Raw genomic sequence first — 14,897 nt, 5'->3', positions numbered from 1 at the left:
GGGACGTTTAACACGATCGGACGAACAATCATCCTCCCGCCCAAACGTCGAGCACATAGCGGTTCTTGGTCCCCATCTCCTCGATCCAGCGAGCGCTCAACGCCGCGTCGCTGCCGCTCTTCTCGCGGTGGATCGCGACCAGCGCCGCCTTCACGTCGGGCTCCATCTTGCCGCCGTCGCCGCAGACATAGATGATCGCGCCCTGCTCGATCAGCGGCCAGACCTTGTCCTTCTGGGCTGCCAACACATGCTGCACATAGGTCTTCGGCCCGTCGCCGCGCGAGAACGCCGTGAACAGCTCGGTGATGCCGCCTTCCGCCAGCGCCTTCAGCTCGTCCGCATAGAGAAAATCCTGATCGGGATGGCGGCAGCCGAAGAACAGCATGGATGGCCCGAGCGCCGCGCCCTTCGCCTTGCGCGCGGCGCGTTCCTGAAGAAAGCCGCGGAACGGCGCGAGGCCCGTGCCGGGGCCGATCATGATGATCGGCAACGTGGGATCGTCCGGGAGCCGGAAGCCGGCCTTGGTCTCGCGTACGGTGGCGTAGATCGCATCACCTGCGCGCCGATTGGCGAGGTAGTTCGAGCAGATGCCCTTGTAGGCGCCACGCCCGGACGCGGCCGGCCCTTCGACCACGCCGACCGTGATGCTGCATCGCGCCGGGTCGACCGACGGTGAGGACGAGATCGAGTAATAACGCGGCGCCAGCAGCGAAAGCATTTCCAGATAGACATGGAACGGCAATTCGCAGGCGGGATATTCGAGCAGCAGGTCGAACATCGATTTGCGCTTGGTCAGGATCTCGGCGCGATACCGCTCGAGCGGCTCCATCTCCTCGCCGACGAAGGCCAGCAGCTTCGGCTTTGTGACGGGACAGCGGGTGTGCTCGGCCATGACCTGGATCTGCTTCCGCGTCGCGACCTGCTGCAGCTCGACGAACTCGCTGAGCAGACGGCCGACCGACACGGCATCCCCCACCGGCAATTGCGCGCGGCGGCCTTCTGCGACCTGAAGCCTGATCTGGTCGGCCGGCAGGAAACCGAAGCGGCGGGCCACCGAATCCACCAGCGTCGGATCGTTGCGCGGGACGACGCTGAGATGATCGCCGACGCGGTAGCTGACGTTGGACGGCAGCTGCACCTCGATATGACGCGTCGAGCGCTCCGACGGATTTGAGCCGTTCTTGTTCTGAAGCTCGTCGTTGACCAGCACCTTCATCGCCACGGCGCCGCCCTGGGCCACGATGGTGTTGACGGCGGTCACCGCGACCGGCTCGATCGCGTAGAGCGGGTCGTCCTCCGCGGTGCGAGTGAAATTCCAGTCGATGCCGAATTCCTTGGTCGCGACCTGGGCGGCCGCGGGAAACCATTTCTGGAACTGGCCGTCGAGGTCGCTGCGCGCATCGCCCTCGCCGCGCGGATACACCGCGCGCGCACCGTGCGCCGACAATTGTTCGTCGATCAAGCGCGGCACCGATTGATAGGTCGCGGCCCAGTCACTGTTGCCGCAACCGAACACGGCGTAGCGAACACCGGCAAAGGCATCCTTCGGCAGATCACTGCCGAGCCATTTGACGAACTGTGTCGCGTTGTCAGGCGGCGCGCCGTTATAGGAGGCGCAGATGATCAGCAGGCCGCCCTCCTGCGGCAGCTTGCCGACGTAATCGTCGAGCGGGCCGAGATGCACCGCAAAGCCGTTGATCTCGGCAAGATCGGCCATGCGCGTTGCGAGCTCCTCGGCGGTGCCGAGATTGGAGCCGTACAGCACCAGCATCGGCGTGTTGTGGCCGGGCCGCGTGGTAGGCTTGCGCTGCGCCTTGGGCGCCGAGGACGCAGCCGCGACGGGCCCGCCATAAGCGCCGCGCTCGCGATCGGCACGCGGGCGCACCTTGATCTTGAAGCCTTCCGGCTTCATCGTCAGCGTTTCCTTCAGATGCATCTGGTAGCGCTGATGGTCGATCAGCTTGAAGCGCTGCAGGATCATGCCGAGTGCCAGCGCGGCCTCGTGCATGGCAAAGCCGCGGCCGATACAGGCGCGCTGGCCGTTGCCGAACGGCTTCCAGGCATTGATCGGCCGTTTGGCCTCCGCCTCACGGCTGAAATTCTCGGGATCGAAGGCATCGGGATTCGGCCCCCAGACGGAGGGGTCGCGATGCAGCGCGGTCACCAGGATGGTGGTGAAGGTGCCCTTCCGGAGCTTGTATTTGCCGCCGCCGATAGTCTCGTCGTTCAGCGGCGAGATGCCATAGGCCGGCGCCGGCGGCCACAGCCGCAGCGCCTCTTTGAGGATCTGTGTGATGTAGGTGAGCTGCGTCACCTGCTGGTAGGTCGGCTTGGCGTTGACGTCGGGGCCGAAGACGCGATCGACCTCGTCATAGGCCTTCTTGAGGATCTCCGGGTGCTTGAGCAGCGCATAGAGCGTGTAGGACAAGAGGCCACTGGTGGTCTCGTGGCCCGCGATCAGGAACGTATTGATCTGGTAGCGGATGTTGACGTCGTCGAGCTGCTCGCCGGTCGAACGGTCGACGCCGGTCATCATCGCGGCCAGCATGTCCTTCTTGTCGTCGATCCCCTCCGCGCTCTTGCGCCGCTCGGCGATGATCTCGTCAACCATCTTGTTCATGAAGGCGACGTCTTCAGCGAGCGTCTTGCGCCGCTTCTGCATCCAGAGCTGCTCGAGCGGCAGGCCGCGCGTCATCATGATGGTTTCGAGCGAGCGCACCAGCGACTCGACGAAAGGATGGTAGTCGCGCCGGTAGAACGAATTGAAGCGGTACTCGAAACCGCACAGTCCGATCGTATCAAGCGTCAGCGCGGTCATGTCGTGGACGACGTCGATTTCATCGTCGGCGTTGAGCCGCTCCCATTTCTGGACGAGCTGCTCGGCAATGTCGACCATGCTCGGGTGGTAGGACTGCATTGCGCGGTTGCCGAAGGGCTGCAGCAGGATGTTGTGGGCCTTGCTCCAGTTCGGCTCCTTGGTATCGGCGGTGAACAGCCCGTCGCCGCCGACCGCACGCACCCGCCGCAGCGCGCCGCGCACCGTCTTGTCGAACCGCTTCTCGTCGGAGAGCTCGTCGACGAGATCGTGGCCGGAGACGACGACGATCGGCGAGCCCATCATGTCGAGCCAGAAGATCGGACCGAGCTCCTTGGCGAGCCGCGTCAGGTGTTGCACGGGGGCGGCCGAGTCCAGCGACAGCATGTTGCCGACCACCGGCTTGGTCGGCGGATGCGGGATCGGATCCAGACGGTTCTTGGATGACATTTAACTGCGCTTCCCCCTTACAACCTCGTCATTGCGAGGAGCCCTTGCGACGAAGCAATCCAGACTGCCGCAGCAGGAAGATTTCTGGATTGCTTCGCTTCGCTCGCAATGACGATTACCCAAACCGCCTTCTACGCCATTCGATCAGCTTGGCGCTGACCTCTTCCGGCTTCTCCTGCTGCGTCCAATGGCCGCTGTCGCGGACCAGATATTTTTCGAGATCGGGGATCAGCTTGTCCATGCCATCGGCGGAAGACGGCGGCAACACCGCGTCGTTCTCGGCCATGATCATCAGCGACGGCACGCGCACCGTATGATCGAGCCCTTCGGACCGCATCCAGTTGCGTGACATGTTGCGGTACCAGTTGATGCCGCCGGTAAAGCCGGTCCTGGTGAAATTGTCGACGAACACCTTCTTTTCTTCCGGCGACAGGATCGGCGTACGCGGATCGTGCTTCGCGTCATAGGCCGCAATCATCTGCGGAAACGCCAGATTGACCCGCGGCGAAGCGCCGACGCCGGCAACCACTTCCTCCGCCGGCGCGTCGGGCGGGCGCGGCGCCGGCTTGCGCATGAATGCATCGAATGTCTGCTCGACACGACCGCCAAAGATCCTGTCGGGTTCACGCGCCGGATCCTGGAATTGCACGATGTACATCTTGTCGCCGAAGCGGGCGCGTAGGAGCTCGATCGGATCGGCCCAGGCACGGTTGGTATGAGGCGTGTTGATGCCGACCACCCCCGCAACCCGGTCGACGTGTCGCAGCGGCATCTGCCAGACGATGAAGCCGCCCCAATCGTGACCGACGAAGATCGCCTTGTCGATCTGGAGGTGATCGAGGAGCCCGACGAGGTCGCCGGTCAGATGCTCGATGTCGTAGGCCTCAACCGGCTCCGGTCGGTCGGTCGCGCCATAGCCGCGCTGGTCTGGTGCGATCACGCGGATGCCGGCTTCGCTCAGCGCCTTGATCTGGTGACGCCAGGAGAAGGCGAGCTCGGGCCAGCCGTGGCACAGCACGATCGGCGGCTTGTCGTCGGCCGGGCCCGCCTCGTAATAGCCCATGCGGATTCCGTTCGTCGTCGCGAACTGGAGCGGCGGCATTTCAATCATCACAAAGCTCCTATTCCGCAGCGCCCTTGATGTCCGCCGCCGGTGGCGCATAGGCCGCCTCCAGGGCGGCAAACTCCTCCGGCAGCATGTCGCACATCACCTGCACATGGGGAATGATGTTGGCACCGACGATGAAGCCGAAATCGAGCTGGTCGCGATAGCTCTGCACGGTGATGTTGAGCGCCTGCCCGTGCGTCGAGATCGACACCGGGAAGATGTGCAGAAGCTCGGCGCCCGCCGCATAGAGCGTCTGCCGTGGTCCCGGCACGTTGGACACGGTGATGTTGGCCGCCGGCGGCAGCACATCCGACAGGTTCGAGCGGCTGTAGAGCAGCGCCAGGATCTGCACCATGATCGGCGCGCCCAGCATCGAGATGTTGGAGACCTGCGGCATCAATGCGCGCAGCGGATGAGACATCTCTTTGGACTTGGTCGACTGCGCGATGATGGCTTCCAGCCGTGCCTTGGGGTTCTCGATGTTGGTCGCAATCGCGCAGATCATGCCGAACACCTGGTTGTTGGCCTCGGTGTTGCCCTCCTCGCGCAGCGAGATCGGCACGGCGGCGGTCAGGGATTTGGCCGGCAGCGTGCCATATTGCAGGAGATAGCGCCGAACCACGCCGGAGGCGAGCGCCAGCACGACGTCGTTGAGCTTGCCGCCGGCCTGTTTGGCCAGCGCCTTGGCCCGTGACAGCGAGATCGATACACCGGCAAAGCTGCGTTCGGACGAGATCGTCTTGTTGAGCATGGTCGGCGGCGACACCATGCTGGCAAGGCTCTCGCGCGATTTGGGATCGGCGACCTTGCCGAGCACGTCGGACACGCTCTTGAGCACGGTCGGAATGTTGCCGGCGAAGCGCACCGCGCTCTCGATCTGGTACATCGCATTGTCGAACAGGATCGAGCCGATGTCGCTCTTGCCGGTGCGCGGCAGTTGCAGGTTCTTCGCGGCGGCCGAGGCATCGAGCGGCTGGGTGAAGAGCTGCTGATAGGAATCGAGCAGGTTCGCGGCGATGTCGCGCGGCTCCTGTCCGGGCTTGGCTCCAGCCGCCGGCGGATCGACCTTCCGCGGGATCGGGGAGATATCGTAGATCATGTTGGTCAGCGCCGCACCGGCGCCGCCGTCGATGGCGGCATGGTGCATCTTGGAATAAAGCCCGACTTCGTTGTCCTTCATGCCCTCGAACACGTAGAACTCCCAGAGCGGGCGGGCCCGGTTCAGCAGCTTGGCGTGCATCCAGCCGACGATGCGCTCGAGCGTGGCCCGGTCGCGCGGCTGGGGCAGGCTGGCGCGGAAGATGTGGCGGTCGATGTCGAACTGATCGTCCTCCACCCAGGACGGATGATCGATGTCGAGCGGCGCCTTCTCCAGCCGCGCCTTCAGGATCGGCGCGATGTGCAGGCGCGAGACGATCATCGCCTTGAAGTCTTCGAAGAAGTCGCCCTTGTAGTCGTCCGGCAGGCGAAAGATCGCCATGCTCCCGACATGCATCGGCATTTCCGGCGTTTCCAGATAGAGAAACGACGCGTCCAGCGACGACAGCTTCTTACCGTCAGCCATAGTTCCCTCCCGCAAGATTTGACGGGCGCCTTGTCAGCGCTTCTCGTCAGGCCGATACTGCCTGTTCCGGCGGGGCATATGCAATGGCAAACGGCCCTGCCCGGTCAAATGGCGAGAATTCCCCCTCCGGCTGGGCCAGACGGTCGGCCACGGCCCACAGCGCCGCTGGGTTCACCCCGAGCCCGATATGGCTCGCCAGGTGCACCTCGATGTTCTCGGCACGGTCGGACGGACGGAGCAAGCAGGTTCGCCAGTTCACCACACCGTCGGCGCGCGAATAGACCGAGGTTGTCGGCACCGGCAGATCGCCGGCGATCGCCTCGCGCGCTGCCGCAAAATCCTCGACCCGCTCGCCGGACAGCGCTTCGTAGAGCCGCGTGGCGTTGGTCGCCCGCACGTCGTTGGCAAAAGGGCTGCCGAGCGTGATGACATAGCGAACCTTGTCGGGTGCCCACAGCGCGAGATCGCGGGCATAGACGCCGCCGAGACTCCACCCGACCAGGCTGACCTTGCGCCCCGTGGCGGCATGGATTTCGACGAGACGGCTGCGCAGCGAATCCCGCATCCGCCCCAGCCCACCAAGGTTGCGGCCCATTCGCCAGGCATGTGCCTCATAGCCGAGCTCGCTGAGATAGCGCCGCATCGGCATCATCGAGAGGTCGCTGGCGAGAAAGCCCGGCAGCGCCAGCACCGGATGGCCGTCGCCCCTGGGCGCGCGCATCAGAAGCGGCGACAGCAGCAGGCTGGCGTTGAATTCGAACAGGCCGCGAGCCTCGGCAAGCAGCAGGCCGAGGCCCGGCGGACGAAGCCGGTCTGACTCCAGCGCCCCGTCCGGCCCGGGCGACACTATTTCTTCTTGTCGCCGCTGCGCGGGCTGCCGAGACCGGCCATGGTGACGAACATGTCCTGAAACCGCTCCGCGATCTTCGGATCGAAGGTGAACCAGCTCTGGATCAGCGATTCCGGAGAGACCTTGTCGATGTTGCTGAGCACCTGCTGCTGCAGCTTGTCCATCACCGCGGTCTGCATCGGGGACACGTCGGGCAGGCCGAAGAACTGGCGGGCCTCGAGGGGGGTGCAGTCGATTTCGATGTTAACTTTCATGTCCCCTCCGGATTGAGATTCGAGCGGCTCGGCGGAGTATCGCCGCGAGTTGTGGTGCGACGCAAGCGACCTGATGCAGGCGCGACATGCCCCGTCCCGCAATTGGCCGATATGGTCAACCAAAGTCGAAAGATGCGGTCCTCCATGCCAGGCGGCACGGTCAGCATTGCTGCACAGCGGCGCAACTTGGCGCGTTCCTTGCTGGAATGGCGCTTGCACCAGTCGAGAACTCTGGGCAACATGGATTAATCGGCCGGCCGAACAAGCAAAAACCACCGGCACGGCGGTGTGGAGAGGGTCAAGAATGTCAGTATGTCGAAGCCTGTTTGCGGCGACGCTCGCCGGTACGTTTGCGTTGACGGTCTCGCCTGCGACCAGCCAGACGCTGCGTTATGCCAACCAGGGCGATCTGAAGTCGCTCGATCCCTATACCCTCAACGAAAGCACCACCCACGCCCATCTCGGTCACGTCTATCAAGGCCTCACCGCGCGCGACAAGGACCTCAAGATCATTCCGGCGCTGGCGGAGAGCTGGGAAACTCCGGAACCGACCCGCTGGCGCTTCCATTTGCGCAAGGGCGTGAAATTCCACAACGGCGATCCCTTCACCGCCGACGACGTCGTGTTCTCTGCCGATCGCGTCCGCAAGAAAGGGTCCAACATGCAGACCCGCCTTGCGCCCGACGTCAAGGTCGTCAAGGTCGACGACTACACCGTCGACTTCGTCCTGCCCTCGCCCAATCCCATCCTGCATAATGCGTGGGATGTCTGGTACATCATGGACAAGAAATGGGCCGAGGAGAACAACGTCGTCGATCCGACGCCGGTGGCGGCGACCACGCCGAGCTACGCCTCGCTCCACGAGAACGGCACCGGCCCCTTCATCATCGAAAGCCATCAGCCCGGCGTGAAGACGGTGTTCAAGGCCAACCCCAATTACTGGGGCAAGGTCGAAGGTAATTTGAAGGAGATCGTCTTCACCCCGATCGCTTCCGATGCCACGCGCGTCGCTGCGCTACTTTCCGGCGAAGTCGACGTCATCGAGCCGGTGCCGATCCAGGACATCTCCCGCGTCGATTCCAGCCCGAACGCCCAGGTGCTGAAGGGACCGGAGCTGCGCACCATCTTCATCGGCTTCGATCAGATGCGCGATGAGCTGCTCTATTCCAACATCAAGGGCAAGAATCCGTTCAAGGACGTCCGCGTCCGCGAGGCCTTCTACAAGGCGATCGACATCGAGCTGATCAAGACGCGCGTGATGCGCGGATTGTCGACGCCGTCGGCGCTGATGATCGCGCCGGAGCTGTTCATCCTGTCGAAGGAGTTCACGCGGCCGAAATTCGATCCTGACGGCGCCAAGAAGCTTCTGACAGAGGCCGGCTATCCTGATGGCTTCGAGGTCACGATGGATTGTCCGAACGACCGTTACGTCAACGACGCCGCGATCTGCCAGGCCGTCGTCGGCATGCTTGCCCGCATCGGCGTCAAGATCAATCTCTTGGCGCAGCCGAAGGCGCAATACTTCGCCAAGGTGCTCAAGCAGGGCGGCTACCAGACCTCGTTCTACCTCCTGGGCTGGACGCCGAGCACGATGGACTCGCACAACGTGCTCTACGACATCATGGGCTGCCGCGACGATGCGAAGTCCTCGCGTGGCGAGGCCAATCTCGGCGGCTACTGCAACAAGGAGTTCGACGCCATCACCGACAAGGTGCTGGTGGAAACCGACACCGCCAAGCGCAACCAGCTGATCAAGCAGGCCTACGAAATCGGCAACAAGGACTGGTCCTACATCCCGCTGCACCAGCAGGCGCTGGCCTGGGGCGTATCGAAAAAGGTCAACCTGCCGCAGCGCGCCGACAATTTGGTCATGTTCCACTGGGCGACCAAGAAGGAATAGCGTCAGTTGAACACGAGGTCCCGGAGGCGTCAGGCATCCGGGACCTTTCCTTTTCCGGCTGACAAAGACGTCGGCCGCACGCACACCCAAGGATAGTGGAAGGCATGCTCGCTTTCACTCTTCGCCGCGCCGTTCAGGCCATCGGCGTCATGTTCGCCGTCGGCATCATCGCCTTCTCGATGTTCCGTTTCGCCGGCGACCCCGTCAACCAGATCGTCTCAATCGACACGTCGGCGGCCGAACGCGAAGTCGTGCGCAAGTCGCTCGGCCTCGACGATCCCGTGCCGGTGCAGTTCGTGCGCTATTTCGCCGATGCTGCGCAGTTCAAGTTCGGCGTCTCCTACCAGTTCCGCCAGCCGGTCTCGACACTGTTGATGGAGCGTATGCCGGCCACCCTGGAACTTGCGGTCTGCGCGACCGTGTTTGCCATGGTGTTCGGCATCCTGATGGGCGTCTATTCGGCGCTCAAGCGCGACACCGTGCTCGCCAAGCTATTCCAGGCGGTTTCGCTTGTAGGCATCTCGTTGCCGACGTTCCTGATCGGCATTCTGCTGATCTATCTGTTCGCGGTGACATTGGGCTGGTTGCCCTCGTTCGGCCGCGGCGAGGTGGTCAAGCTCGGCTGGTGGAGCACGGGCCTGCTCACCCTGTCGGGACTGAAGGCATTGATCATGCCCTCGATCACGCTCGGCCTGTTCCAGATGACCCTGATCATGCGGCTGGTGCGCGCGGAGATGCTGGAAGTGCTGCGGACCGACTATATCCGCTTCGCCCGCGCCAGGGGCCTGACCACCCGCGCCATCCATTTCGGCCACGCGCTGAAGAACACACTCATTCCCGTGATCACGGTGGCCGGCCTTCAGTTTGGCTCGGTTATTGCATTTTCGATCATCACCGAAACCGTGTTCCAATGGCCGGGCATGGGACTTCTGTTCGTGCAGGCCGTGCAAAATGTCGACATCCCGATCATGGCCGCCTATCTGCTGATGGTTTCGCTGATCTTCGTCACCATCAATCTGGTGGTCGACATCCTCTACACCGTGGTCGATCCGCGCCTGCGCGCGACCGTCGGCCGCGCCACATAAGGCAGCCCTGCATGTCCGACGCAGTCGCCTCCAATTCCGACAAGCAGAGCGCACCGCAAACGCATGCTGGCCGCAGCTGGTTCAGCCGCGCCCTCGACAGTGACATCTTTTACTCGTTCCGCCGTTCCAAGCTGACCATGGTGGCGGCGGCCATCACCGTGGTGTTCTTCCTGCTCGCGATCTTTGCGTCCGCGCTCGCAGTGCAAAACCCGTTCGATCCGGCGCAGCTCCAGTTGATGAACTCGCGCATCTCGCCGCTCTGGACCGCCGACGGCCAGAGCCCTTTCCTGCTTGGCACCGACGAGCAGGGCCGCGACGTATTCTCTGCCATCCTCTACGGCATGCGCATCTCGCTCGCCGTCGGCGTTGCCGGCGTGATCTTCGCCGGCGCGCTCGGCATCGCGCTCGGCCTGATCGCCGGCTATTTCGGCGGCGCGGTCGATGGCGTGATCATGCGGATCGCCGATGTGCAGCTCACCTTTCCCGCCATTCTGATCGCGCTGCTGGTCAACGGCATCGCGAAATCGATCTTCGGCAACCGGCTGGATGCCAACAGCATGCTGGTGGTGCTGGTGATCTCGATCGGCCTGAGTTTCTGGGTGGGGTATGCCCGGACGGTGCGCGGCTCGGTGATGGTCGAGAAGAACAAGGACTACGTGGCCGCTGCGCAGCTGATCGGCCTGCCCGCACCGAAGATCATGTTGCGGCACGTTCTGCCCAACACGATGGGTCCGATCCTGGTCATCGCCACCATCAACCTCGCGCTGGCCATCATCACCGAGGCGACGCTGTCCTTTCTCGGCGTCGGCCTGCCCGACACCATGCCCTCGCTCGGCACGCTGATCCGCATCGGCAACAATTACCTGTTCGCCGGCGAATGGTGGATCGTCGCCTTTCCCGGCCTGGCGCTGGCCGGACTGATCCTGTCGATCAACCTGCTCGGCGACTGGCTGCGCGACGCGCTCAACCCGAAACTTCGATGAGCAAACCTTTGATAAGAGCGCCTCGCCCATGACCGAGCCCGTTCTCTCCGTGCGTGATCTTCGCGTCGAGTTCGCCTCCCGCCGCGGCACGCTGCGCGCCATCGACGGCGTCTCCTTCGACATTGCCAAAGGCGAGGTGCTGGGCGTGGTCGGAGAATCCGGCGCCGGCAAATCCGTCACCGGCCTCTCGGTGATCGGCCTGATCGACCCGCCCGGCCGCATCGCCGGCGGCGAGATCCGCCTCGCCGGCCTGCGCATCGACAATCTGCCGCCGGAGGAGATGCGCCGCATCCGTGGAAAACGGATCGGCATGATCTTCCAGGATCCCCTCACCTCGCTCAATCCGCTCTACCGGGTCGGCGACCAGATCATCGAGACAATCAGGACCCATCTGAATCTGTCCGAGACGGCCGCCCGCCGCCGCGCCATCGACCTGCTCGCAGAGGTCGGTATTCCCGCGCCGGAAAGGCGCATCGACGGCTATCCGCACGAATTCTCCGGCGGCATGCGCCAGCGTGTCGTGATTGCGCTCGCGATCTGCGCCGAGCCGGAGCTGATCATCGCCGACGAGCCGACCACCGCGCTCGACGTTTCCGTGCAGGCGCAGATCATCTCGTTGATCAAGCGGCTCGGCCGCGACCACGGCACCGCCGTGATGCTGGTGACTCACGACATGGGCGTGATCGCGGAGACCTCCGACCGCGTCGCGGTGATGTATGCCGGCCGTGTCGCCGAGATCGGTCCGGTCCAGGATGTCGTCAGAAATCCGCTGCACCCTTACGCCAAGGGCCTGATGGGCGCGATCCCGACGCTGGCCGGCGACGACAAGCGTCTCATGCAGATTCCCGGCTCCATGCCGCGCCTCTCCGCGATCCCGCGCGGCTGCTCGTTCAATCCGCGCTGCGCCTTCGCGTTCGACCGCTGTCGTGTTGATCGGCCGGAGCCGCTGCCACGCGGCGCGCAATCGGTCGCCTGCCATCTCTACGACGATGTGCCGACGGAGAGCGCGGCATGAGCGCCCCCTTCGTCCAGGCCAGGGATCTGCGTCGCGTCTTCGACGTCTCGAAACCCTGGCTCAACCGCGTGCTCGAAGGCGGTCACCTCGAATATCTCAAGGCTGTCGATCACGTCGCATTCGATATCAGGAAGGGCGAGACGTTTGCGCTGGTCGGCGAGTCCGGCTCGGGCAAGACCACGGTGGCACGGATGGTCGTCGGCCTGTTGCCGCCGAGTGCCGGCGATGTCCTGATCGATGGCGTCTCGATGACGGATCCGCGGCAGGCGCCGGCACGCCGAAAGCTGCGCCGCCGCATCCAGATGATCTTCCAGGACCCCTATGCGAGCCTGAACCCGCGCTTCCGCGTGGATGCCATCATCTCCGAGCCGATCCGCGCCTTCGATTTGATCCAGGGCGAGCGCGACATCCAGGCCCGCGTCGGCGAGCTGCTCAGCCTCGTCGGCCTGCATCCGGACGACCGGCTCAAGTTTCCGCACGAATTCTCGGGCGGCCAACGCCAGCGCATCGCGATCGCGCGGGCGCTCGCCTCCGACGCCGAGTTCATCGTCTGCGACGAGCCGACCTCGGCGCTCGACGTCTCCGTGCAGGCGCAGATTCTCAATCTGATGCGCGACCTCCAGGACAAGTTCGGCCTGACCTACATGTTCATCAGCCACAACCTCGCCGTGGTCCGCCACATGGCGAGCCGCGTCGGCGTGATGTATCTCGGCCGCATCGTCGAGATTGCGGAGGGGCGCGAGCTGTTCGCCAATCCGCGCATGCCCTACACCAAGATGTTGCTGGGCGCCGTGCCTGATCTCGCCATGAGCGGCCGCCAGCGCATTCCGGTAAAAGGCGAGATCCCGAACCCGATCAATCCGCCCTCCGGCTGCGCCTTCAATCCGCGCTGCCCGCTGGCATTCGATCTCTGCCGCAGGGAAACGCCGGAGCTGATCAACGGCGTGGCCTGCCATGCGGTGAACACCGCGCCGGTCCCGGCGTGACGCGCGCGTGCCATGCAGTCTGCGCATTTGGCGGCGGCTTGCCTCTGTGATCAATTGCGCGCGCCGCAAATGAGGTAGCCCATGGCCAGCAACGTCAATCCCGATCCGTTCACGACACGCCCCGAGATCGAGGGCACGTTCGGAGTCGTCGCCACCACGCACTGGATCGCGACTGCCGTCGGAATGGCCATCCTGGAGAAGGGCGGCAACGCCTTCGACGCCGGCGTTGCCACCGCCTTTACGCTCCAGGTGGTCGAGCCGCATCTGAACGGACCCGGCGGCGACGTGCCCGTCATCGTGCACGACGTGAAGCGCGGCCGGACCGAGGTGATCTGCGGTCAGGGCCCGGCACCGGCACGGGCCACCATCGCGCATTACAGAAGCGAGGGCCTCGACATGGTGCCAGGCACCGGCTTACTGGCCGCGTGCGTCCCCGGCACGTTCGAATCCTGGATGATGCTCTTGCGCGATTACGGCACGATGCGCGTGCGCGACGTGCTGGAGCCGGCGATTTCCTACGCACGTGACGGCTATCCGCTGGTCGAGCGCGCCTGCGCCACGATCCAGACCGTCGAGCAATTGTTCCGCAAGCACTGGCCGACCTCGGCCGCGGTCTATCTTCCGAATGGCGAGGTGCCAAAGCCCGGGACGCTGTTCACCAACAAGACGCTGGCCGCGACCTACGCCCGCATTCTCAGCGAGGCTGAAAGCGGCGCCGGCGGCCGCGACGCCGAGATCGAGCGCGCGCGGAAGGCCTGGTCGCAAGGTTTCGTTGCGGAAGCCATCGACAGATTCTGCCGGACGCAGGAGGTGATGGACGTCAGCGGCTCGCCGCATCGCGGCGTGCTCTCGGCCGACGACATTGCGCGCTGGCAGCCGACCGTCGAGGCGCCGCTCACTTACGATTATGGCCGCTACACCGTCTGCAAGGCTGGCGTCTGGAGCCAGGGCCCCGTGACGCTGCAACAGCTCGCGCTGCTGAAGGGCTTTGCGCTCGACGGGCTCGATCCCACCGGACCGGAGTTCATCCATCTCCAGATCGAATGTGCAAAGCTCGCCTTCGCCGACCGCGAGAAATTCTACGGCGATCCAAAATTCAGCGAGATCCCGATCGCGACGCTGCTGTCGGACGCTTACAATGACGAACGTCGCAAGTTGATTACGGAGAAAGCTTCGCTCGATCTCCGGCCCGGCTTGGTCGAGGGCTTCGGCGGCGTGGTCAAGCTGCGCCGCGCGGAAGGACAGCGCGAGGCCGTTGGCGCGCTCGGTGCCGGCGAGCCGACCGTGGGGCGCTTCGGCGAGGTGCGCGGCGACACCGTGCATTTCGACATCATCGACAAAGCCGGCAACATGGTGTCCTCGACGCCGTCGGGAGGCTGGCTGCAATCCTCGCCTGTCATTCCCGAGCTGGGTTTCTGCCTCGGCAGCCGCGCACAAATGTTCGATTTGGAGGAGAACCAACCGAGTTCGCTCGCGCCGGGCAAGCGCCCACGCACGACGCTGTCGCCGACCATGGCGCTACGCGACGGCGAGCCGTATCTCGCCTGGGGATCGCCCGGCGGCGACCAGCAGGATCAGTGGATCACGCAGTTCTTCCTGCGCCACGTTCATTGCAATCTCAATCTCCAGGAAGCCATCGACGCGCCCGCCTGGCACTCCGAGCATTTCCCGATCTCGTTTTGGCCGCGCACGGCGCGTCCCGGCGTGCTCGTGGTCGAGAACCGCGTGCCCAAGGCGACGATCGAGAATCTGCGCGAGCGCGGGCACATCGTGGAGGTCGGCCCCGACTGGTCGGAAGGCCGCCTCACCGCTGCCTCTCGCGTCGGCGTCCGCCGGCGCGCCGCTGCCAATCCGCGCGGCATGCAAGGGTACGCGGCGGGGCGCTGA

The 14,897-nt window shown here is 64.3% G+C and carries 11 protein-coding genes; 6 read left to right on the top strand and 5 right to left on the bottom strand.

Annotation, left to right across the window (positions count from 1 at the left end; all coding sequences use genetic code 11):
• Positions 1-28 precede the first annotated feature (28 nt).
• From IVA79_RS36125 to IVA79_RS36105, 5 genes are all read right to left on the bottom strand, one after another.
• The gene (locus IVA79_RS36125) at positions 29-3,265 is read right to left on the bottom strand and encodes a cytochrome P450 (RefSeq protein ID WP_247562042.1); all 3,237 of its coding nucleotides are present in this window, start codon (positions 3,263-3,265) and stop codon (positions 29-31) included.
• A gap of 115 nt (positions 3,266-3,380) precedes the next feature.
• On the bottom strand, positions 3,381-4,376 hold the full coding sequence (locus IVA79_RS36120) for an alpha/beta hydrolase (protein WP_247562041.1): 996 nt from the start codon (positions 4,374-4,376) through the stop codon (positions 3,381-3,383).
• Positions 4,377-4,386: 10 nt separating this feature from the next.
• Complete coding sequence (locus IVA79_RS36115) at positions 4,387-5,937, bottom strand: wax ester/triacylglycerol synthase family O-acyltransferase (protein WP_247562039.1); 1,551 nt, start codon at positions 5,935-5,937, stop codon at positions 4,387-4,389.
• Between the two features lie 46 nt (positions 5,938-5,983).
• On the bottom strand, positions 5,984-6,784 hold the full coding sequence (locus IVA79_RS36110) for an alpha/beta hydrolase (protein ID WP_247562037.1): 801 nt from the start codon (positions 6,782-6,784) through the stop codon (positions 5,984-5,986).
• Positions 6,784-7,041: a DUF6489 family protein gene (locus IVA79_RS36105; RefSeq protein WP_247562036.1), complete on the bottom strand. Its 258-nt coding sequence runs from the start codon at positions 7,039-7,041 to the stop codon at positions 6,784-6,786. The genes IVA79_RS36110 and IVA79_RS36105 overlap by 1 nt, the downstream gene beginning before the upstream one ends.
• 304 nt (positions 7,042-7,345) lie before the next feature.
• Here IVA79_RS36105 and IVA79_RS36100 point away from each other — a divergent pair, with 304 nt between their 5' ends.
• The 6 genes from IVA79_RS36100 to IVA79_RS36075 all read left to right on the top strand — a co-directional run bounded on the left by IVA79_RS36100 (position 7,346) and on the right by IVA79_RS36075 (position 14,897).
• Positions 7,346-8,941, top strand: coding sequence for an ABC transporter substrate-binding protein (locus tag IVA79_RS36100; RefSeq protein ID WP_247562035.1), 1,596 nt, complete (start codon positions 7,346-7,348; stop codon positions 8,939-8,941).
• 104 nt (positions 8,942-9,045) lie between these two features.
• Positions 9,046-10,026, top strand: coding sequence for an ABC transporter permease (locus IVA79_RS36095; protein ID WP_247562034.1), 981 nt, complete (start codon positions 9,046-9,048; stop codon positions 10,024-10,026).
• Between the two features lie 11 nt (positions 10,027-10,037).
• Positions 10,038-11,009 (top strand): ABC transporter permease, encoded by a 972-nt coding sequence (locus tag IVA79_RS36090; RefSeq protein WP_247562033.1) that lies wholly within the window; start codon positions 10,038-10,040, stop codon positions 11,007-11,009.
• A 28-nt stretch (positions 11,010-11,037) separates the two neighbouring features.
• Positions 11,038-12,024: an ABC transporter ATP-binding protein gene (locus IVA79_RS36085; protein WP_247562032.1), complete on the top strand. Its 987-nt coding sequence runs from the start codon at positions 11,038-11,040 to the stop codon at positions 12,022-12,024.
• Positions 12,021-13,010: an oligopeptide/dipeptide ABC transporter ATP-binding protein gene (locus tag IVA79_RS36080; RefSeq protein WP_247562031.1), complete on the top strand. Its 990-nt coding sequence runs from the start codon at positions 12,021-12,023 to the stop codon at positions 13,008-13,010. The genes IVA79_RS36085 and IVA79_RS36080 overlap by 4 nt, the downstream gene beginning before the upstream one ends.
• 81 nt (positions 13,011-13,091) lie before the next feature.
• Positions 13,092-14,897 carry a gamma-glutamyltransferase family protein gene (locus tag IVA79_RS36075; protein WP_247562030.1) on the top strand — a complete coding sequence of 602 codons (1,806 nt, stop codon included), beginning with the start codon at positions 13,092-13,094 and terminating at the stop codon, positions 14,895-14,897.

Origin of the sequence: Bradyrhizobium sp. 138 (assembly GCF_023074075.1) — a bacterium.
Lineage (GTDB): Bacteria > Pseudomonadota > Alphaproteobacteria > Rhizobiales > Xanthobacteraceae > Bradyrhizobium.
Note: the sequence above shows the minus strand (reverse complement) of the source record. Positions and strands in the feature narration are given on the sequence as shown.